This window comes from Acidovorax sp. JMULE5 (genome assembly GCF_013376875.1).
In the GTDB taxonomy this organism is placed as follows: Bacteria; Pseudomonadota; Gammaproteobacteria; order Burkholderiales; family Burkholderiaceae_C; genus Acidovorax; species Acidovorax facilis.
The window spans coordinates 174,084-194,695 of sequence record NZ_CP035951.1; the positions used below are offsets into that span (position 1 = coordinate 174,084).

The 20,612-nt window shown below is 64.1% G+C and carries 19 protein-coding genes; 6 read left to right on the top strand and 13 right to left on the bottom strand.

Features of this window, described 5'->3' with window-relative positions:
• The first annotated feature begins 118 nt into the window (after positions 1–118).
• Positions 119–1,099 (top strand): AraC family transcriptional regulator, encoded by a 981-nt coding sequence (locus EXV95_RS00875; RefSeq protein ID WP_176885451.1) that lies wholly within the window; start codon positions 119–121, stop codon positions 1,097–1,099.
• Positions 1,100–1,190: 91 nt separating this feature from the next.
• Here the strand turns inward: EXV95_RS00875 and EXV95_RS00880 are convergent, their stop codons facing one another.
• Positions 1,191–1,613, bottom strand: coding sequence for a DUF1810 domain-containing protein (locus EXV95_RS00880; RefSeq protein WP_176885452.1), 423 nt, complete (start codon positions 1,611–1,613; stop codon positions 1,191–1,193).
• 139 nt (positions 1,614–1,752) lie between these two features.
• Here EXV95_RS00880 and EXV95_RS00885 point away from each other — a divergent pair, with 139 nt between their 5' ends.
• Positions 1,753–2,640, top strand: coding sequence for an alpha/beta hydrolase (locus tag EXV95_RS00885; protein ID WP_176885453.1), 888 nt, complete (start codon positions 1,753–1,755; stop codon positions 2,638–2,640).
• A gap of 19 nt (positions 2,641–2,659) precedes the next feature.
• Here the strand turns inward: EXV95_RS00885 and EXV95_RS00890 are convergent, their stop codons facing one another.
• Positions 2,660–4,354 carry a hypothetical protein gene (locus EXV95_RS00890; protein ID WP_176885454.1) on the bottom strand — a complete coding sequence of 565 codons (1,695 nt, stop codon included), beginning with the start codon at positions 4,352–4,354 and terminating at the stop codon, positions 2,660–2,662.
• 142 nt (positions 4,355–4,496) lie between these two features.
• Between EXV95_RS00890 and EXV95_RS00895 the strand changes: the two genes are divergently transcribed.
• Positions 4,497–5,042, top strand: coding sequence for a serine aminopeptidase domain-containing protein (locus EXV95_RS00895; RefSeq protein WP_255484869.1), 546 nt, complete (start codon positions 4,497–4,499; stop codon positions 5,040–5,042).
• A gap of 95 nt (positions 5,043–5,137) precedes the next feature.
• On the opposite strand, the gene EXV95_RS00900 is transcribed toward EXV95_RS00895, so the two are convergent.
• The 6 genes from EXV95_RS00900 to hemH all read right to left on the bottom strand — a co-directional run bounded on the left by EXV95_RS00900 (position 5,138) and on the right by hemH (position 12,463).
• Complete coding sequence (locus EXV95_RS00900; RefSeq protein WP_176885455.1) at positions 5,138–6,172, bottom strand: putative phage abortive infection protein; 1,035 nt, start codon at positions 6,170–6,172, stop codon at positions 5,138–5,140.
• Between the two features lie 83 nt (positions 6,173–6,255).
• Positions 6,256–7,170 (bottom strand): hypothetical protein, encoded by a 915-nt coding sequence (locus tag EXV95_RS00905; protein ID WP_176885456.1) that lies wholly within the window; start codon positions 7,168–7,170, stop codon positions 6,256–6,258.
• Entirely contained in the window at positions 7,170–7,667 is a 498-nt protein-coding gene (locus EXV95_RS00910; protein WP_176885457.1) for a hypothetical protein, read from the bottom strand. The genes EXV95_RS00905 and EXV95_RS00910 overlap by 1 nt, the downstream gene beginning before the upstream one ends.
• Complete coding sequence (locus EXV95_RS00915) at positions 7,664–8,491, bottom strand: ParA family protein (RefSeq protein WP_176885458.1); 828 nt, start codon at positions 8,489–8,491, stop codon at positions 7,664–7,666. The genes EXV95_RS00910 and EXV95_RS00915 overlap by 4 nt, the downstream gene beginning before the upstream one ends.
• Before the next feature lie 228 nt (positions 8,492–8,719).
• Complete coding sequence (locus EXV95_RS00920) at positions 8,720–11,221, bottom strand: Lon protease family protein (RefSeq protein ID WP_176885459.1); 2,502 nt, start codon at positions 11,219–11,221, stop codon at positions 8,720–8,722.
• Positions 11,222–11,347: 126 nt separating this feature from the next.
• Positions 11,348–12,463 carry a ferrochelatase gene (gene hemH, locus EXV95_RS00925; RefSeq protein ID WP_176885460.1) on the bottom strand — a complete coding sequence of 372 codons (1,116 nt, stop codon included), beginning with the start codon at positions 12,461–12,463 and terminating at the stop codon, positions 11,348–11,350.
• 59 nt (positions 12,464–12,522) lie between these two features.
• Here hemH and EXV95_RS00930 point away from each other — a divergent pair, with 59 nt between their 5' ends.
• The 3 genes from EXV95_RS00930 to EXV95_RS00940 all read left to right on the top strand — a co-directional run bounded on the left by EXV95_RS00930 (position 12,523) and on the right by EXV95_RS00940 (position 14,585).
• A complete protein-coding gene (locus EXV95_RS00930; protein WP_121422651.1) occupies positions 12,523–13,266 on the top strand; it encodes an HAD-IA family hydrolase in 744 nt (247 codons plus the stop codon).
• Positions 13,267–13,521: 255 nt separating this feature from the next.
• Positions 13,522–14,376 (top strand): DUF2189 domain-containing protein, encoded by an 855-nt coding sequence (locus EXV95_RS00935; RefSeq protein ID WP_176885461.1) that lies wholly within the window; start codon positions 13,522–13,524, stop codon positions 14,374–14,376.
• Positions 14,373–14,585 carry a DUF2788 domain-containing protein gene (locus tag EXV95_RS00940; RefSeq protein WP_015014900.1) on the top strand — a complete coding sequence of 71 codons (213 nt, stop codon included), beginning with the start codon at positions 14,373–14,375 and terminating at the stop codon, positions 14,583–14,585. Before EXV95_RS00935 ends, EXV95_RS00940 begins: the two co-directional genes overlap by 4 nt.
• 50 nt (positions 14,586–14,635) lie before the next feature.
• Here the strand turns inward: EXV95_RS00940 and EXV95_RS00945 are convergent, their stop codons facing one another.
• The 5 genes from EXV95_RS00945 to hpnE form a co-directional block, all read right to left on the bottom strand.
• On the bottom strand, positions 14,636–15,673 hold the full coding sequence (locus EXV95_RS00945; RefSeq protein ID WP_176885462.1) for a tripartite tricarboxylate transporter substrate-binding protein: 1,038 nt from the start codon (positions 15,671–15,673) through the stop codon (positions 14,636–14,638).
• A 47-nt stretch (positions 15,674–15,720) separates the two neighbouring features.
• Positions 15,721–17,118 carry a sensor histidine kinase gene (locus tag EXV95_RS00950; protein WP_176885463.1) on the bottom strand — a complete coding sequence of 466 codons (1,398 nt, stop codon included), beginning with the start codon at positions 17,116–17,118 and terminating at the stop codon, positions 15,721–15,723.
• A 131-nt stretch (positions 17,119–17,249) separates the two neighbouring features.
• Positions 17,250–17,933, bottom strand: a complete 684-nt coding sequence (locus EXV95_RS00955) for a response regulator (RefSeq protein ID WP_055399493.1) — start codon at positions 17,931–17,933, stop codon at positions 17,250–17,252.
• Between the two features lie 232 nt (positions 17,934–18,165).
• A complete protein-coding gene (locus EXV95_RS00960; RefSeq protein ID WP_176885464.1) occupies positions 18,166–19,179 on the bottom strand; it encodes a tripartite tricarboxylate transporter substrate binding protein in 1,014 nt (337 codons plus the stop codon).
• Between the two features lie 120 nt (positions 19,180–19,299).
• Positions 19,300–20,604, bottom strand: coding sequence for a hydroxysqualene dehydroxylase HpnE (gene hpnE / locus EXV95_RS00965; RefSeq protein WP_176885465.1), 1,305 nt, complete (start codon positions 20,602–20,604; stop codon positions 19,300–19,302).
• Between the last annotated feature and the right edge of the window lie 8 nt (positions 20,605–20,612).

Genomic DNA, 20,612 nt, shown 5'->3' on the forward strand with positions numbered 1-20,612 from the left:
AACGCCCCTGGGGCGCTGTGAGGTCATTGTTGGACAATCACAGCCACTGCAGACGGTGAAAACTCGGCGATTTACTGTCACTTCAGGACAAACCCCTGCGCCCCGTTGTTGCTGACCCATGACCTCACGCCACCACAAACCCACCGCAGCCCGCCACCCCGACATCCAGCACCTGAGCTACCAGCCCGAGGGGCTGTACCCGCTCGACCTGGAGATATTCCGGGTGTCGGACCTGCGGCAACGGGTGGGCGGCGAGGCGCTGGCGTCCACCTACCGCTACGCCTTTCCAACCCTGATCTTTGTGACGCAGGGAACCTGCCTCCACCTGGTGGACTTCGAGCACGTGCGCTGCGGCCCGGGGTCGGTGCTGGTCCTGCGGCCTGGCAAAGCCCACAGTTTTGGAGACACCCAGGACTGGGATGGCTGGATGGTGCTGTTCCGCCCCGAGTTTCTGTGGGCAGCCGCACCCGCCGCGCAGGCGCAGGCCCCGATCGACGGGCTGGACGGCCTGCCCACCGCGTGGGCGCTGGGCAGCGACAGCGCACCGGTGATCGCCCACGCCATTGCGCAGATGCACCAGGACACGCAGACCCACGCCGCATCGCTGCATGCCCATGCCCTGTTGCGCTACCAGCTCTATGCGTTGCTGACGCGGCTGCGCATGGCGCACGAGCAGCAGTCCGCGCAGCGCGTTCCTCCGGGGCGCGCGCTGCAGAGATTCAAGGCATTCGAGTTGCTGGTGGAGAAGCACTTTGCCACCTGGCACCAGCTGCCCCGGTACGCACAGCAGCTGGGCTGCTCCGAGAAAAGCCTGGTGCGCGCGTCGCTGGAAGCAGCCGGCGTCACACCCAAGGCCTTCATTTCTGCCCGCATCGTTCTGGAGGCCAAGCGCCTGCTGGCCCACACCACCTGGCCGGTGGCGCGCGTAGCCGAGGGGCTGGGTTATAGCGATCTGGCGAACTTCGCCAAGTTCTTCAAGCGGGAGGCGGGGTGCACCCCGACCGAATTTCGCTGCAGGCAGACGGCCAATCAACAGGGGATGGCGGGGCGCCTGCAGGCAACGGCTTCGCACCCGATTCCCCCACGGCCCACAGGCTGAATGGCCCGGCCGCCGCGCCGGGGCATGCCCTGCCGAGACACACGGTGCCCGCAGCTGCGCAGCCAGCAAGCAGCAAGCAGCAAGCAGCAAGCTACCCTAGCAGTTGGACCGTGCGCGGGTCTTTTGCCCCGCCGAAATACTTTTGCAGCACCGCCTCGAACACGCTGCCCGGCGCAGAAGCTTCGCCAAACAGCGTCATGCTGGAGCGCAGCTTGAGGTCGTCTGGCGAGCCCAACACATCCAGCGCAGAAGACGTCTCCAGGTCCAGCAGGATCTGGCAGCACTCACGCAAACGGCCTGCGAGCACCGGGTGCGCCAGGTAAGCCTGCGCCTCGGCCATCGATTGAATGGCATAGCGCTGGGCCATGTCGCTGTGCCCCAGCCCCTGTATCTGCGGAAACACAAACCACATCCAATGCGTGCGCTTTTTGCCCGCCCGCAGCTCAGCGATCACACGGGGCCAGACGGGCTCCTGGGCTTGGAGGAAACGGTCGAGAACTGGGGGGAGCGGCATGCTGGGGTGGGTGGTGGGCTGGTTGCAGTGGATGGTGACTGCGAACCCGTGGCAGGGCAAGAATTGAATGGTGATGGCAGTGCAGGGGAGGGGGCGCGTGCGCGTGACACGCAGTCAGACCCCATGCCAGAATGAACCGATGAGCACCACCACCTCCTCCTTCCAGTCCAACGCAGACGGCACCCAGGTCACCACCTACACCTGGGCCCAAACCCCGGGCCAACCTGTGGGCGTCGTTCAACTCTCCCACGGCCTTGCCGAGCATGGCGAGCGCTACGACCGCTTTGCGCGGGCCCTGAACGCCGCAGGCTTCATCGTCCACGCCGTGGACCATCGCGGCCACGGGCGCACTGCTGGTGGGCGGCTGGGGCACTTTGGCAGCGCTGGCTTCAGCGGCCTCATTGCCGACGTCGCCCAGTTCGGCGCACTGCTGCGCGCGCAGCATGGGCCGCAGCAGCTGCCGCTCTTTTTGTTCGGCCACTCCATGGGCTCGTTCGCAGCGCAGGCGGCCATCCTCGATCACTCCGCCATCTGGTCCGGCGTCATCCTGTCAGGCTCCACCGCCCTCGACCTGTTCGCCGCCGCCATGGCCAACGCCCCCGCCGATGCGCCCGCCGGGCTCGCGGCATTTAACGCAGGCTTCGAGCACCGCACCGGCTACGAATGGCTGTCGCGCGACGCTGCCGAGGTAGACGCCTACGTGGCCGACCCGTGGTGCGGCTGGGACGTGCCGCCCGACGTGATCCCCTCGCTCTTCGCGCCTGCGCCCCGGCTGGCCGACCCCGCACAACTCGCGCGCATTCGTAGCGACCTGCCCATCCTGATCGCATCCGGCGACGCGGACCCGCTGGCCGCAGGCGGGGTATTGATTCAGCAACTGGGGCAGCGGTATCGGGATGCCGGTGTGGCCGATGTTGCGGTCAAGCTGTACCCGGCGGCGCGGCATGAGATCTTGAATGAGACGAATCGGGATGAGGTGACGGGGGATATCGTGGCTTGGCTTCGGGGGCGTTCCCGCATTGCGTAATCACGGCTCCCACGCCAGTTCATTCGAACAGCTCTGCCACCCTCTCCAAGAATTCCTGCATGCTCAGCTCGGCATCCAGCGTTTCACGGGTGATAACGTCGGCGTTCCCGTGGCGCGCTCCGTACTCGATGCGCAGCTGCATTTGGCCATCGTCGTCCAGTGCGTTGTCGTAGCCCATCCGGTACATGCGCCAGATGTCGCCGCGGCGAGCGAGCGCCAGGAAGCGGTGCTCGTCGAGGCCCGTGATGGGTGGAAAGCAAAGGCACACCACTTTGATCGCGCCTTCACCGGCCTTGCCGGGCAGAGTGGTCACATGGCATCCGAGGCCGTCCGGGGGGATGCGTGCGGAGCCAGGCAAGGTGGAGGCCTTGTCTTGCCATGCGCACGTGAGCTCGGATGCACCATCCGGACCGGCGAACCTGGCCCAAAAGCCGCCTGGGTCTTTGCGCAGGTCCTGGTGCAAGGCTTCGGTCACTTCATAGTGGTGGCAGCGCCGCCCGCGCGGGTCGGGGGTGTGCGACTGCAGCGATGCAGGAATAGGGCGCAGTGCGGCCTGCCAGGCAGCTATGTCGTTCCAGCGGGCCAGTGGCGGCGTGTGGGCCAGCGTGGCGCGCACGGCCGCCAGGGCCTCGCGTTCCTGAGGCGCGCGCCAGTAGCTGCTGTGCTGCCAGTGGTCCTCCAGCTCGCGGGCGATGTCGGTTGTAAGTGGGTTGCCATTGAGGTGGGCAATGACGAGGCGCTGCGCATGCGGGAAGACCTCTTCACGCAGGCTGCGCGAGCCGTCGGAGCCGTCCGGGCGGTCCGACCAGGTGTAGGCGTTGCGATAGGGAGTACGCACTGTGTCGGCGCTGGCGTCGTTGAGCAGTTGGTCCAGCCCATGCAGGTCAGTGCACAGACCCGCCAGGGGCAGCACCCGACCACATACCAGCGCAAGGACCGCAGGCAATTGCGACAGACGTTCGAGTGTCCAGCGGTGCAGGGATCCCGGTCCGGGCTCGAAAAACGCCATGCCCAACTCGAAGGCGGTGTCCTGGTGGGGCTCGGGCCCCAGGGCTTGTGCCAGCACAGCGGTGCAAGCGTCATGCCACACACGCAGGGTCAGGTTCAGCACTTCATAGCGCATCAGATTGACGATCAGCACTTGCCGCACCGCACCGATCCGTCGGGCGAGGACGATGAGCGCGTCGGGCTGTTCGGGTGGTGCAGCTTCCAGCTTAAAACCGCTGCCTGCCATAGAGCGCGCCAGGGCAGGGGCCAAAACTTCTCGCACCTCGCTCTCGCCGCGCAGCGCATCTGGCGGGAGCGCCCCCCAGGGCAGCTTTTCGGCGGGCGCCACAGGCGTGGCGGCTTGCGCGAACTCGGTCGGCACTACCCGGCCGTCGGGCAGAAAACCTACGCCCAGCGTCGCGTCATACGCCACCAATCCCAGTGCACCGGCAATCTCCACAGCCGCCCGGTATGCAGGCATCTCATCCACGTTCGGGAGGTCAAACTGCCATGCCGCACGACGGCAGGCGTTGGCCTGCTGCAAGGGCGTGGTACGGCCCGTGTCCTTGAAGCGATCCTCGAACCGCAGCGCGAACTCGACAAAGCGCAGGTTCTTGCCATCGGCACGCGCGTGCAGTAACTCGCGCATGGCCTCCAGCGCCGCAAAGTTTTCGGGCAGCGGTAGGGCATGGCGATCGGGGTCGAAGAGGTGAAGGCTAGAGGGCATGGCTGAGCGAAAACAAAGGGTTGGCTCGCGCAGCTTAGCCGGGATCAGGGTCGGGCAGCTTCGCCGCCCGAGAGAGACTTCACGCTCGCGTCGCGTCGCGTAGCAGCATGCCGGCCTCCCGCTCTTCCTGTTCGGGCACTCCATGGGCTCGTTCGCAGCGCAGGCGGCGATTCTGGACCAAGCATCCACCTGGTCCGGCGCCGTCCTGTCAGGCTCCACCGCTCTCGACCTGTTCGTCGCCGCCATGGCCGATGCACCGGCCGATGCGCCCGCCGGGCTCGCGGCATTCAACGCCGGGTTCGAGCACCGCACCGGCTACGAATGGCTGTCGCGCGACGCTGCCGAGGTGGACGCCTACGTGGCCGACCCGTGGTGCGGCTGGGACGTGCCTGAGGGCCTGATCCCCTCACTCTTCGCCCTCACGCCCCGGCTGGCGGACCCCGCGCAACTCGCACGCATTCGCAGCGACCTGCCCATCCTCATCGCATCCGGCGACGCGGACCCGCTGACCGCTGGCGGGGTCTTATTGGAGCAACTGGGGCAGCGGTACCGGGATGCCGGTGTGGCCGATGTGACGGTCAAGCTGTACCCGGCGGCGCGGCATGAAATCTTGAATGAGACCAATCGGGATGAGGTGACGGGGGGTGGCGTGGCTGCGGACGCCTTGGTCTATCTACTGGAACTTTAATCGCATAAGCGATTAATGCACGAGGTGCACTACTACAAAGCATGAAAGGTAGGCGTACGTGCTCACCTTCTCATATAGCAGAAATATTATGTAGATTATTGCCGCTGATGCTCATTGGGAGTAGAAAGCGCAGACTCGTTTTTTGAGGAATTCCAGCTGCTGATAAATAAGCTTCTATTTTCATGGTCGTGAATCATCGCCTTATCGAGCACCAACTCTACATCTTCCCTTGTCGCGTCTTTTGGAAAAAATGCTTTCCTCTGATAGAAGCAAGTCCATGCGGTGGTGACTCCTCTCCATCTAAGATGCTGGAGGAGGCAGTATTCCTCTATGAGTGGCTTGAATTTGCTTCCAGGGGTGGAGAGGCCGTTAAAGAATAAAATGGATATTTCTGCCGAAGATAGTTGTGCTCTTATTATTCCGGTGTAGAAGTGCTTGTCATTGATTTCGGCGTTGTTTACAAATTTAACAAGCGTGTATAAATGACGAAAGTAGTGGGCAAATCCTGACTCCACTGATTGAAATATTCCATTAAGTCGTTCGAATTCGATTTTTAAATCGTTTCTGCCTTCAATGTTGTCGATAGCGGCGCGCGGCGTAAGAATAATCGCATTTAACACTTGCTCCAATACTTGAATGGCTTCCAGGCCGCGGATGCTCGGGGAGCGCCCAAGTCCCTGAACTGAGACTAGTTCAAGAATTTTTCTTTGTTGATTGAGAAGCTGAAAGAAAGTTGATTCGAATTGCTGTAGGTGCATCGTTTCGGCTTGACGGACCATTTCACTCTTCTGATCAGCCATGAGCCTCTGTGTTTCCTGGAGCTCCTCTCGTTGAAGGCTTAGCTCTTTGCTTTGCATAAACAGGGCGTTAACCAAGGCAATAAAAGCGAGGCCACTGAATATGGTATTTAATCCGCCGAAGGTGTCGCCGAATCCATTGCTATCATTTGGCGTCTTGAAAAATGTCGTGACGACGACGAAGTACAAAATGAAGGATAAAAATATTCCTGCTAGCGAAATAATGCTTATTAATACTGTTTTGTCTTTCTGGAAATCGATCGAAGAATGTTCGCCGGAAGTTTTATCAACTAGACTTGCTGTAGCCTGAGGTTTGATTGAAGGGGCAGTCATCGGTGTTCTGATGTGGTAGTTGACTATAGGTAGTCGATCAGATCGAAATTACGTACCTGGAGAGCTAAGCGCAAGTTTGTTGGTTATTTCCTGGAATCCTGCGTATAAAAGGAATCCGAGTCTTCAATAGAAAATTCATGTGCTTCTCTTTTGTCGGATGTAGGCGTATTCATGTCAAATGGAAAAGCTTGCTCTTCATCTTTGGAGTAAAGGCCGATAATGTTCTGGAAAGAAGTTATATCGTCTTCTGCAAAAGCGTTTGTTACGGACTCAATTTTGTCTTGGGAAAGTGTGGCAATCAGGAATTTTTGCACATTGACATGTAGTGCTAAGAAACTTTCGCTTTCCGAGAATATAGATAATGCTAGCACGGTATGTAGAACAGCTGCAATCTCTTCCTGGATAGATATTCCTTGTGACTCCAGTAATTTAATGTCCGCTAGAGTGCTTCTCAAGGTGGCGGTTTTGGATGAGTTGCTGTGGACTTCTGCGGATAATTGCGCATGAAGTCTGGGTAAGTCGGAAAATAGGAGTGATAGCGGGCCATTAAAACATCTCAAGTGTTGGCAATGCTCTCGTAATGACGTTATTTCGAGGACATAATTTTCTCGATACTGAAGCCAATCAAATTCTACGGGGTGGTCGCGGAAGTAATGATGTCTCCAGAAGTTCTCTATAACGCTGCGTAAATAAAATCGCCCGCTACGCGCATCTCCGCCCGCCAGTGCGTGAACTAAATGAATGGCGTCGGAAGTCATCTCTTGGAAAAAAATCTGCTTGTGAATGTCGGCAGATTTTACCTTCATCGAATTGCTTAGATAATTTAAACAAGCTCCCAATCTGTGCGCCGCAGCGAGAATGGCCCGTTGACTGACAGGGGTTTCTAAGCGCTGCTTGTCTGTGACCTGCCAAAACTGCTCAAACTCGAATTCGACCTGATCGTGCTGAGCTAGGCGTTTGCCACTTGCAGAAGGTGTCGAAGTATTTTCGAGCGACATCACGTACCCTGGATAAGATCAGACCATTTGGATACGAAATTACCAGGAACCTTATTGACCCGTTGAGAAATTCCTTTGAGGAAAATCTGGCGCTCATCTTCTGGTAGTGAGCTAAAATGCTTCTGCATGCGGAATATATATCGATCGCGAGCTTCTTTTGGTTTTCTGTCAAATTTTGTTACTTCGCTGATTGATGAAACGGTGGGGAACCTTTTTTGATCTGCAAAGATATCTGCAAGTGATGCACTAAGGCGAGATTGCTGAGGGGTGAAATCTTTAGTCTCATTTTTTGATTCGGATGGAGAGACTTTTAATTTTTGATCGCTCGCGTGCAAGTCTTGAATAGCTCGAATTGCAGCGATTATTGCTTTGCTGTGACCGTGCAAACGGTGTTCTTCCAAAATTATGGCGAGTTCATCACTGTTGAACTCTGATGCGAGTTGATAAAGGCAAGCTGCAAAGTACAGCCCTAGCTGACGCGGTGATTGTGGTTTCATAATGAAAGCTCCTTGGCGCGATCGACGAATTCACTACATATTCCAATTAGAGAAGCTTTTACATCTGAAAAATTGCCACTCTTTTTGTAGGTTTGAAGTGGAGTATTTTCTTCAACCGCCTCTGCAACACCGGTGGTTTGCGCGATAGTATTGCGAAATACTTCGCCAACATATTGACCGCGGACTTGTTGCATTGTATTTGACATCGCTTCCGTCTGCCTAACTTGGGTAAATACAAGGCCTAATCTAGGTAAATGATGTCCCGAGCGCTCTTCGTAGTCCTTCATCGCACGATTTAGGAGGGGGAGCCCAAGAACGGAGAGTGGATCTGGTTTGACAGGTACTAAGTAGGCATCTGAAGCGAGAAAGGCGCTATAGCTAAATAGCGAAGCGGTGGGCGGGCAGTCAATCAAAACATAGTCAAAAAGATGGCGGACTTTGTCGAGATAAACTCTCAGCTTGTTTTCTGTACCTCTCGGTGCTGCATCCAGCTGCATTAAGTCAATTGTGGAGGGAAGTACATATAAGACAGAGTCCCCTTTTTGAACAGGAATTATTGAGGTGCTAGGGGTGACTTTGCCATTTTTCTCTGAGTTGCTGGAAATTGCTGGTGAGAATATATCTAAGACAGTGTGTTTTGTTCTAAGCCATTCGAGGTACTTGTCGGGGTCAACAATCCATTGAGTAGCGTTAAATTGAGGGTCAATATCTACCAGCAAAACGCGGAAACTTTTTGCAAGTTCCCACGCTAAACCTACCGCTAAAGTGGTCTTGCCAACGCCACCCTTCATATTAATTAGCGAAACAATTGTGGCCGTTGCCATAAAATCTCCTGTTGAGCTCGATGCTACCTCATAGGCTTCGCAGCTTTGCAGTTGCAGACTCTGTCCTCAAGTCCCCCAGAGCCTTAGCAGAATCAATCACTAAGGCGGTAGGTCCCGTAACGTGACCATGGGCGTTCGGGCATCAATGAAGTTGTCCAACCTTGCGTTGCGAGGTCTTGCTCCTATTCATGGGGCCTCATACCTCTGGACGAGCGCAGCAATCTTTTTTCATCGTCTTTGCCGCCTTCTTGTGTGCCCCGCACTTTGACAAGCCTTGCGATACGCACGCAATGTTTGTTCCGCCCGTTGCAATACCGTAGCTTCCAAAGCCGTCGTCCGCACACTCGTATCGCCAGCGCCGTCCTCTGCAGTCTCTGCTCCCTGCTTTAGTTCCGCCGGGCTCATGCCCGACGCCTCGCCCGTCAACAGCGCAATCCCCTCGCTCACATGTCCCATGGTGTAGACATGGAACAGCCCGCGCTCCACTGCGTCCAGCACGCTACGGTCCAGCATCAGGTGGCGCTGGTTGCGTGCGGGGATCAGTACGCCCTGCGTGCCATCGAGCCCTGCGGTGCTGCAGGCGCGGAACCAGCCTTCGATCTTTTCGTTGATGCCGCCCACGGGCAGCACCTCGCCGTGCTGGTTGAGGGCGCCGGTCACGGCAATGCCCTGGCGCAGGGGCAGGCCTGACAGGCTGGACAGCAGCGCATACAGCTCGGCGCACGAGGCAGAGTCGCCTTCCACGCCGCTGTATTCCTGCTCGAACACGATGGACGCGTTCAGCGCCAGCGGCGCCACGTGGCTGAACAGGGCAGTGAGGTAGCTGTGCAGGATGAGCACGCCCTTGTCGTGGATGGGGCCGGACATATCGACCTCGCGCTCGATGTTGAGCAGGCCCTCTTGCCCGGCAAAGGTGCGGGCGGTGATGCGCACCGGAAAGCCGAAGCGGTAGTCGCCCAGGTCGATCTGCGTCATGGCGTTGATCTGGCCGGTGATGGAGCCCGCCAGCGAGATCAGTCGCTCGCCCTCTGTGATGGAGTCGTGCAGTTCTTCTTCGGGCTGGTTGTGGCGCTGGGTGCGGGCGGCCAGGGCGGCCAACACGTCGTCTGCCTGCACCAGCGTGCCGCCGCGTGCCTTGCACAGGGCGGCGCTTTCTATGGCGAGCGCTTCGGTGTGGGCAAAGCGTGCGCTCTGGCGGCGTTGGTCGTCGGCCTCGCGGTGGGTTTGCTCCAGCAGCAGGGCCACGGCGTCGGGGCCGAAGTGGGGCAGGCCGCGCTTTTTGCAGACTTGCGCCACCAGGATGGCGGTGGCGTGGTGGGTGGCGGGCGTGGCGGCAAAGTGGTCTGAAAAGTCCACCTTCACGCGGAAGCGGCGCGCGGCGTCGGGGTCGGCGTCCTGCAGCGCGTAGTACTCGTCCACCGATCCGATCAGCACGATCTTTACGTCCACATCCACCGGCTCGGGCTGCAGCGCCACGGCGCCGCCGGGGCCATGGCCTGGGCCGCCGCCGCCTTCCTCGATCTGCAGGCGGCCGCAGCGCAAAAAGCGGCGCAGGCGCTGCCACAGGCCTTCTTCGGCGGCCAGGTCGTGCAGGTGCAGCAGGATGAAGCCGCCGTGCGCCTTGAGCAGGCTGCCCGCGTGGATGTTGGTGTGGTCGGCCTGCACGGTGTCAGCGTCCGAGCCATGCTCGATGCTGCCAAACAGCGTGCGCTGGGTAGGGTTGTCTTCCACCACCACGGGCGCGGCGGTGCGGCCGTGGTTGTCCACCACCAGGTTCACCTGGCAGCGGGCCAGCAGGTCGTCGAGCGCGTCCTTGCGGTCGTCTTCGGCATCGGCGCCCTGGTCGCTACCTCGTTCAGCGTCCAGGGGCTCGAACAGGTCGATGTCGCCCAGCACGGCCTGTTCCACCTGGTCGAGCCAGTGCGTGAGCTTGACGGTGTCCTTGATCTGCTTGCGCAGGCCCTGGCGGATGTCGTGCAGGGCGTGTTCCACCAGGGGCTTGATGGTCTGGCGGCGCAGGGCGGCCAGGGCGTCGTCGCGGGTGCGCTCCAGCGGGCGGACGGCTTCCAGAAAGCGGGCGATCTCTGTGCGCAGTTCGTGTTCGGCGGCGTCGATCTCTGCGCGGCGCTCGCGCGGCAGTGCGCGGGCTTCGGCTTCGGTCAGCGCCTGGCCCTTGGGGCCGGTGAGGGTGAACACCATTTGCCCGCCCTCGCGGGTCAGGCGGAACTGGCGCGCCTCGGCAAACGCGTCGAGCACGGCAAAGGCTTCGCCTTCTTGCGCCTGCCAAGCTTTCTCGATGCGCTCCGCCTCGGCCTTGAAGTCGGCGGCGGCCAGGCGCTTGGGGATGTCGGCCTGCAGGTTCTTGGCCATGTCGGCCATGCCTTGGCGCAGCTGGCGTCCCTGGCCCGCAGGCAGGCGCAGGGCGCGGGGCCGGTCGGGCGTGTCGAAGTTGTGCAGGTAGCACAGGTCGGGCGGCACGGCGCGTTCTGCCGCAGCAGTCTGCATGGCCTGGCGCAGCAGCGATGCGCGCCCGCTGCCCACTTCGCCCAGCACGAACAGGTGGTAGTCGGGCTGGTGCAGCCCCAGGCCAAACTGCGCGGCGGCCTGCGCGCGCTCCTGGCCGATCCAGGGCAGGGGCAGGTCTTGCAGCTCGGCCGTGCTGGCAAAGCCCAGCGTGGCGGGGTTGATCGTCAGCCGCAGCTGGTGGGGGGCGAGGGCAGAAGCGGGCATCAGTACAGGTGTTGGGGGAGGGGCAGGTCACCAAAGTTTGCCTGCCATCTCAGAATATGGGTCAAATTGGCCGCTAGCGCTTGATGGATAAGCGCAAGCAGCTATAAAAATAGTAGTAACCAGCAGTCAGTGCGCCACGGGGCACACGCCTTTGGGCGCGCCACCGGCCAGCGCATGGCTGCGCGCATCGGCCAGTGCCGCAGCGGTGGGCACCTCGGTGGGCCAGCCCGCCAGGTGCTGTTGCGCCACGCGGCTCAGCGCCGTGATCCAGTGGCTGTTGTCGTTCAGGCAGGGGATGTAGTGAAACTCCTGCCCGCCCGCGTGCAAAAAGGCCTCGCGCACTTCCATGTTGATTTCTTCCAGCGTCTCCAGGCAGTCGCTGGTGAAGCCGGGGCACACCACATCCACCCGGCGGGTGCCCGCCTTGCCCAGGGCCTCGATGGTGGGCTGGGTGTAGGGCTCGAGCCATTTGGCCTTGCCAAAGCGCGACTGGAAGGTGATGCGGTAGCGGTCTTCGCGCAGGCCCAGGCGCTCGGCCAGCAGGCGGCCGGTCTTTCGTGATTCGCAGTGGTAGGGGTCGCCCAGGTGCAGCGTGCGTTCGGGCACGCCGTGAAAGCTCATCACCAGCTGGTCGGGCTGGCCGTGGGTCTTCCAGTGCGATTCGATGGTGCGGGCCAGCGCGTCGATGTAGCCGGGGGCGTCGTGGTACCGGTTCACAAACCGCAGCTCGGGCACGTTGCGGGTGGCGGCGGCCCAGGTGTACACGGCGTCAAACACGCTGGCCGTGGTGGTGGCCGAGTACTGCGGATACAGCGGCAGGATGAGGATGCGTGTGGCGCCTTCGGCCTTGAGCGCATCGAGCTGGCTGGCGATGGACGGGTTGCCGTAGCGCATGGCATGGCGCACCAGCACCGCGTGGCCCGCCTCGCCCAGCCAGCCGCGCAACAGGGTGGCCTGCTTGGCCGTCCACACCGCCAGTGCCGATCCTTCAGGGGTCCACACGCTGGCGTATTTGGCGGCCGATTTGGCGGGGCGGGTGCGCAGGATGATGCCGTGCAGGATGGGCATCCACAGCAGCCTGGGGATCTCCACCACGCGGTGGTCGCCCAGGAACTGCGCCAGATAGCGGCGCACGGCCGAGGCCGTGGGTTCGTCAGGCGTGCCCAGGTTGCACAGCAGAACGGCTGTGCGTTCGGCCTGGCCGTGGGTGTAAGGGGGTTCGGTGTGGAAGGGTGAGCGCATGCCCCGATTGTGGCAAACGGACCGGCCCTTCGGTGACCGTGGAGTATTCTCTGCAGATCATGCCCGATTCCCCCGCTGAACTGCCCGCTGCCCAGCCCACCGCGCTGCAGCTGGACACCTCCCGCATCCGCGCCATCTCCATCGACCTGGATGACACGCTCTGGCCCATCTGGCCCACCATCACGCGGGCTGAACGCGTGCTGCTGGACTGGCTCACGCACCATGCGCCCGCCACGGCAACCTTGTTCTCCAGCACCGAATCGCTGCGCGCCATCCGCAACCAGATGGTGGCGCTGCGGCCCGACCTGCTGCACGATCTGAGCGCGCTGCGGCGCGAGTCCATCCGCCTGGCGCTGACCCAGGCGGGCGACGAGCCCGCGCTGGCCGAACCGGCGTTTGACCTGTTTTTTGCCGAGCGCATGCGCGTGGAGCTGTTTGACGATGCACACGACACGCTGGCCTTCTTGTCGGCGCGCTACCCGGTGGTGGCGGTATCCAACGGCAATGCCGACGTGCACCGCATCGGCATCGGCCACTACTTTCGCCACAGCATCAGCGCATCGGAGTTTGGCGTGGCCAAGCCCGATGCGCGCATTTTTCACGCTGCCGCCACGGCCGTCGATGTGCTGCCCCACGAGGTGCTGCACGTGGGCGACGATGCCACGCTGGATGCGCAGGGCGCGCTGAACGCGGGCATGCAGGCCGTGTGGATCAACAGCGCCAACCACCCCTGGCCGCACGACGACACACCGCCCCACGCCACGGTGGACAGCCTCACTGCGTTGTGCCGACTGCTCGCCTGACATGGATGCCCCCCTGTGTCGCCTTCGGCGCCTTCCCCCGGGGGGACGACACCTTCGCTGCGGGGCGGCCCTTGCTCGGCGTCCCTGGCTTGGGGCGCGCCAGTGTCACGGGCTCGTGCGGCAATCCACCAAGGGGTTGTGCGTGGACGGGCTCCCGCATTGTTTCTGGCCTCAGGTCAAGGTTTGGGCGTGCGGTGGTTGAAGCCGCTGCCCGATGAAGTCACACTCACCCGTCGCTGAGCGACCCCTCCCACCATGCCCCGTAATCCCCCGCCATTGCCCACCATCCGCACCATCGGCCTCATGCAACCCATGGCCTGGCTGGTGCTGGCCTGGCGTGACATGGCACGGGCGGGCTGGATCAGCTTTGCCCATGGGCTGGCACTCACGCTGTTTGGAGCTGCCATCTTTGCCGTAGCGCACCACCGCTTCTGGCTGCTGGCGGGGGCGCTGTCGGGCTTCCTGGTGGTGGCGCCGGTGCTGGCCACCAGTCTGTATGCGCTGAGCCGCGGGCTGGAGCGCCGCGAAAGCGCCAACCTGGGCGTGGTGCTCAAGACCTGGTTCAACTGGCAGAACAGCCACGTGAACAAATGGGGCAACGACTACTGGTGCATGGTGCAGTTTGGCGCCCTGCTGGCGCTGGCGGCCTCGGGCTGGGTCATGACATCGGCGGCGCTCATCACGCTGTTGGCACCGGTGCCGATCGAGACCCCGCTCGACTTTCTGCGCCACGTGGTCATGGCCCGCGACGGCTGGTTGTTTGAAATCTGGCTGGCCCTGGGCAGCCTGATGGCCGCGCCGATTTTTGCGTCCAGCGTGGTGGCCATGCCGCTGCTGCTGGACCGCCGCGCCACGCTGCTGCAGGCGGTGCTGACCAGCTGGCAGGCCGTGGTGGTCAACCCGCTGCCCATGGCGTTCTGGGCGGCGATCATCCTGGGCTTTACCTTGCTGGGCCTGGGCTCGCTGCTGCTGGGCCTGATCGCCGTGATGCCCATGCTGGGCCACGCCAGCTGGCACGCCTACCGTGACCTGGTGGACGCATCCAGCCTGCCCGAGCGCGACCTGGCTGCACCCGCTGCACCAGCGCGCACGCCTGGAGGGGCATCGTGATTTTTGGCTTCACCGAGGCGCAGATCTCGGGCTTCTTCCTCACCTATGGCGTGGGGGCGTTCATCGCCTACATGCTGTTCATCATCGGGCAGCTGGCGTGGGAGTCCAAGGCCGGGCGGTTTGGCACCTTTGTGCTCTTCCTGGGCCTGGGCGTGGGGTTTCTGGGGTTCCTGGCCAAGGTGGTGATCCAGTGGTGGCTGGAGAAGTGAGCGGGCCAGAGATCCTCTGAGACCACCGCACGGGCTCAGCAGCAGCCGCCTCAGCGCGGCCAGGACCGCAGGCCCAGCTCCTGTGCCAGTTGCCGGTAGTCGGCCAGGCTGCGTTGTACGAACTCCTCCAGCGCCGCGCCGGTGCGCGCAAACGGGTACAGGCCGTACTGGCTGCACAGCGCGGCATAACCGGGGGCGGCCAGCGCATCGGCAAACGCGGCCACCCAGGCGCGCACGGCGGCATCGGGGGCGCTGGCGGCCATGTACAGGCCGCGCACCGTGGGCCAGACCAGGTCCACGCCCTGCTCGCGCGCTGTGGGCAGGTCAGCCAGGGCGCCGGGCAGGCGGGCCTGCGCCAGCACGGCCAGAAAGCGCAGGGGCGCGCCTTTTTCCAAGGCCTGCCGGGCCTCGGCTGCATCGCCGGTGAAAACGCCGATGTGGCCGCCGCGCAGCGCCTTGAGCGCCTCGCCGCCGCCTTCGAATGACACAAAGCGCATCCGCTTGGGGTCCTGCCCGGCGGCGCGGGTCAGCAGGGCGGCTTTCATCCAGTCCTGGCTGCCCAGGGTGCCACCAGCGCCAAACACCACGCGGGCCGGGTCTTTGCGCAGCGCGTCCACCACGTCTTGCAGGCGCTGGTGGGGCGCGTCGCGGTGCACGGCCACCACGCCGTAGTCGGTGCCCAGGGTGGCGATCCAGCGCACGGCGCTCACCGGGTGCGGGCCAAAGCGGCCCTGTGCGATGTTGAGCAGCGAGCCGCTGGAGAACGCCACCAGCGTTCCCGGCCCGCCGAGCCGCCCGGTGGCGACCTGGTCAAACGCCATGGCGCCGATGCCGCCGGGCAGGTAGCGTGTGTGCAGCGGTGGGCGTGCGGGGCGCACGGCTTGCACGGCCTGTGTGGCCAGGCCGCAGGTCAGGTCGAACCCGCCGCCAGGGCGGGAAGGGGCAATGCACTCGGCGGGATCCAGCGATGCGTCGGCCGCCCACGCAGCCGGTCCGTGCGCAGCGGCTGAAGTGCCCGCCAGTGCTGCCAGCCACCGCAGGGCGCGGCGGCGGGGCAGGGTGGGGAGGGGGAGTGGTGCGGACGGCATGCGGGGCGAATTCTGGCGGAATCTGGGGGGCTGCGGGATGCGGGTTTTCAGCCCCGGGGCCACCACAGGATGGCCAGCAGGCCGGGCCCACCCGCGCGTTCTTCGAGCCGCAGGCCGCCCCGGTGCCGTTCGGCGATGGAGCGCGCAATCGCCAGCCCCAGGCCTGAGCCGCCTGCCGCCGCCTGCGAGCCACGCCGGTAGCGCTGGCCCAGTGCATCGCGTTCGCTGGCGGGCAGGCCGGGGCCGTTGTCTTCCACGCTGAGGCTCCAGCCCAGGCCGTCGCCCGCAGCCGACACGGTGACCGTGCCGTGTTCGGGCGTGTAGGCAATGGCGTTGGCGGCCAGGTTGGTGAGCGCCTCGCGCAGCAGGCCACTGTCGCCCACGGCCATGAACTCGGGCGTGGGCGTGTGGATGCCAAAGTCGATCTGCCGGGCGCGGGCGCGGGGCAGCAGTTCCAGCGCCACGGCGCGCAGCAGCGCGGCCAGGTCGAACGGGGTCAGCTCTACCGCCGCCGTGTCGCTGCGTCCCAGGGCCAGCAGCTGCTGGGTGCTGCGCGTGGCGCGCGCGATCTCGCCGCCGATGGCGTCCAGCGTGTGCTGCACCTGGGTGGCATCGGCCTCGCGCCTGGCGTAGTCGATCTGCATCTGCAGCGTGGTGAGGTGGGTGCGCAGCTGGTGCGAGGCATCGTCCAGAAACTGCCGCTGCTGGGCCACCAGGGCTTGTGTGCGCGCCATCTGCTGGTTGGCGGCGGCCACCAGGGGGCGGATGTCGGCGGGCAGGTCGGTGTCGGCCATGGGGGTCATGTCGTCGGGGCTGCGCGCCTGCACCTCGCGCGCCAGGCGCGCCAGCGGGCGCAGCGCCACGGCCAGCGTGGCCGCCGTGCCCAGCACCATGAGCGCCAGCACCAGTGTGTCGCGCAGCGCGGCCCGGCGCACAAAGCGGCGGGTGAACTCCTGGCGCGAGCGGGTGCTTTCAGCCACCTGCACCAGCACGCTGCTGGCATCGGCCCCGGGCGCAGCGCCTTCTACCGTGCGGCGGTAGGCGGCCAGCCGCACGGATTCACCGAAATAGGTCGCGTCGTAGAAGCGGGGCACGCCGGGCGTGAGCGTGCCGGGCGGCAGGGGCAGGTCGGCGTTGCCCAGCTCCACCAGCCCATCTGACGACGCGACGCGGAAGTACACGTTGCCGCTGGCCGTGAGTTCAAAAAATTCGAGCATGCTGTATGGCAGCTCGGCCGACAGGCCGCCCGAGGCGGTGGAGATGTTGGCGTCGATGGATTTGAGCGCCCCGAGCAGCGATCGGTCGTAGGCCGCGTTGGCCGCCTCCAGTGCGTCGTGCCGCGTCATCCACAGCTCCACCCCCGTCACCACGGCCAGCAGCGGCAGCAGCAGCAGGGCCAGCAGCCGCCACAGGCTGGCGCGGCGCAGGCGTTGTATCAAAGACATGGCAGCGGACTCCGCCGCAAAAAACAGTGCGCGGCCCTGAACATGCGCGTGGCCCACGCCAGTGCCACCGTGGAACTGGCTTTGCCAGGCCACGGGTGGCGTCCCCCCTCAGGGGGAAGACGCGCAGCGTCTCAGGGGGGAGCCACATCACTAGCTTCCAGCGCATAGCCCAGGCCGCGCAGCGTGGTGATGCGCACACCGCTGCCATCGAGCCGCTTGCGCAGGCGGTGCACAAACACTTCCACGGCTTCGGGGTGCACGTCCTCGTCGTCAGAGAACACGCGGTCCAGGATCTGCTGCTTGGAAAACGGCTCGCCGCTGCGCTGCACCAGCACGCGCAGCACCGCATGCTCGCGCGGCGACAGGGCCAGGGGCTCGCCGTGCAGCGTGAACTGCTTGCGCGGGTTGTCGTACACCAGCGCGCCGCAGGCCAGACGCGGGTGCTCGTTGCCGCGTGCGCGGCGCACCAGGGCATGCAGGCGGGCCTCCAGCTCGGCCAGCTCAAACGGTTTGGCTAGAAAGTCGTCGGCCCCGGCGTTGAGCGAGCGCACGCGTTCATCGAGCGAATCGCGGGCCGTGAGGATCAATGCGGGCAGCCGCTGGTCGCGGTCGCGCAGGCGCTGCAGCACGGCCTGGCCGTCCAGTCCGGGCAGGCCCAGGTCCAGCACCAGCGCATCGTAGTTGTCGTGCTGCTGCAGCGCACGGTCGGCCAGGCGCCCATCGTTCACCCATTCCACCTGGATGCCCGCATGCTCCAGCGCGCGGCTGAGCCAGGTGCCCAGGTTGTGGTCGTCTTCGGCCAGGAGGATGCGCATGGGGGGAATGCTACTGTCGTTCGGCGATAGTTCCAGGCGCCCCAGGCGGTTGCAACTGGCGAGGCCCCAGCCAGCGCCACCGCGGAACTGGCTTTGCCAGGCCACGGGTGGCGTCCCCCCTCTGGGGGCTGAGATGCCGCGGCTCCAAGCCTGCCTGCGCAGGCTTGGACGGCATCGAAGAGCTGCAGCCTCCGGCTGCGGCGCCGATCGGTTTGCGGCTCAGGGGGGCTTCCTAGTCCGGCTTGACTTGAGCGCGCTTGAGCACCTTTTGCCAGCGTGCCTGCTCGGAGGCAATGAACTGCGCAAACTGCGCGGGTGTGCCACCAATGGCTTCGGCCGCATCGGCATTGAGGCGCTTGAGCGACTCGGGGGCCTTCACGGCCTTGGCGGTTTCGGTGGCCAGCTTGTCCAGATGGTCTTGCGGCAGCGTGGCCGGGGCGAGCATGCCGTACCACTGCGTCATCTCGAAACCCGGGAAGCCCTGTTCGGCCACTGTGGCCACGTCGGGCAGCTGCGGCAGGCGCTGCGTGGAGCCCGTGGCGATGCAACGCACCTTGCCCGACTTGATGAAGGGCAGCATGGCCGCAGCGCCCACCGATGCAGCATCAAGGCGGCCTGAGAGCAGGTCGGTCATCATGGGGCCGGTGCCCCGGTAGGGCACGTGCAGCATGAAGATCTCGGCGGTCATCTTGAGGTATTCAAACGCCAGGTGGCCCGCGCTGCCGTTGCCGGCCGAGCCGTAGCTGAGCTTGCCCGGGTTCTTCTTGGCGTAGGCGATGAACTCCTTGAGGTTCTTGGCGGGCACGTCGGGGTGCACCACGTACAGGCTGGGCACCTTGGCCAGCAGGCTCACGGGCTTGAAGTCCTTGTTGGCGTCGTAGGGCAGCTTGTCGAAGATGTAGGGGTTCACGGCCAGCGTGCCGATGTGGCCCAGGATGAGGGTGTGCTGGTCTTCGGCGCGGGCGACTTCCTGCATGGCGATGTTGCCTGCGGCGCCGGGTTTGTTGTCCACAAACACGCTCTGGCCCAGGGTCTTGCTCAGTTCGGCTGCCGTGGAGCGTGCCACGATCTCGGAGCTGCCGCCCGGTGCAAAGGGCACCACAAAACGCACGGACTTGGAAGGCCACGCGGCCTGGGCCGACGCGGTGGTGGGCAGCAGGCCGCCCAGGGCCAGGGCGCTGCCTGCGCCCAGCAGCTGGCGGCGGGTGGGGTGGAAGGCGGCGGGAATGTCGTTGTTGAAAAGCATGGGTGTCTCCGTGAAAGCCATTGCGGCGTTGCCCGGCGTATGGTGTGCGCAGCGTGCTTTCGGAATGCTGTCAGTCGGCTTGGGGTTTACCCGAGGCACCCCGCACGGACAGAGCGAGGATTACGCCAGTGCCGCTACTGCCGTGCCGCTCAGCACGGCGCCTTCCAGTGTGGCGGGGTAGGGGCCATCCACATAGTCCCCACAGGCCGTCAGCCCTGGCAGCACCTGCATGCCGGGCCGCTGCAGGCCGGGGGTGCAGGCAAAGGTGGCGCGTTTCTCCACCACGGTCTGCACGGGCTGCAGGCCGGGCAGGCCCAGCTGCACGCCGGCCTGCTGCAGCACCTGCTGCTCGATCAAGGCCCGGTCTCCATCACTGGCACTCACCACAAAGGCCAGCAGCCCGCGCTGGCCGTCGAGCTGGCCCCGGTCGAACACAAACTGCGCCGGGTGGGCAGCGGTGTTGCGCAGTGCCAGCATGGGCTGGGGCAGGTGGGCGCCCGCAGCATGGGCATAGACGGTGGTGATGGCCTCAAACCGCAGGGCGCTCGTGGTGGCGCTCCAGCGGGCTGCACTGGCCAGGCCCGCCGTGCCCGCCAGGCCTTCGACCAGGCGGCTGGCCTCCCAGGACGGGCAGGCCAGGGTGACGTGGTCGAACGCTCCGGGGTCTTCTGCGCCGTTGGCCGCCACGACCGGTTGCCAACGCCCCCCGGGCAACGGCTGCAAGCGCTGAATGCGCTGGCCGGTGAGGACCTGGCCGCCTTGCTGCTGCAGCCAGCGGGCAGCGGCTTCGGGAAAGAGGGCGCCTAAGTCCGCACGTGGCAGCAATAGGTTGGAGCCGCCGCGCCCGCTGAACAGGCTGTCCTGCAGCACGCGCAGAAACACCTGGCCGCTGGCCTGGTTGGCAGGGGTGTTGAGGGCCGACACACACAGCGGGTCGATGAACTCGGTCATGAGCCGGGGCGTGAGCGGCGCGCACAGCGCGGCCACCGATGTGGCGGGCGCGCAGCGAAAGCCGCGCAGCTGCCAGGCCGTGGCTGTGCGCAGCAGTGCCAGCTTGTCGCGCCAGCCCCAGCCCTTGGCGCGGGCAGTGCCCAGCAGCGCATCGAGGGGTGGGGGCAGGTCGGGCAGTTGCAGGCCCTGGCCATCAGGGAATTGAAGCGTGAGTGGCAGGCGCAGCAGCGCGGTATCGATGTCCACGCCCACCAGCCGCATCAGGCGCAGGCTTTGGGTGTAGGCGCCAATCAGGATGTGCTGGCCGTTGTCGAGCGTGATGGTCGTGCCATCGGGCAGCGCGCCCTGCACGGCTCGCGCCCGGCCGCCGACGGTGCGGGCGGCCTCGAACACCGTGACCTGGCGGCCCGCTTGTGTGTGGGCGATGGCGGCGGCCATGCCCGCCCAGCCTGCGCCGATGACGGCGACCTTCATGGACGCGG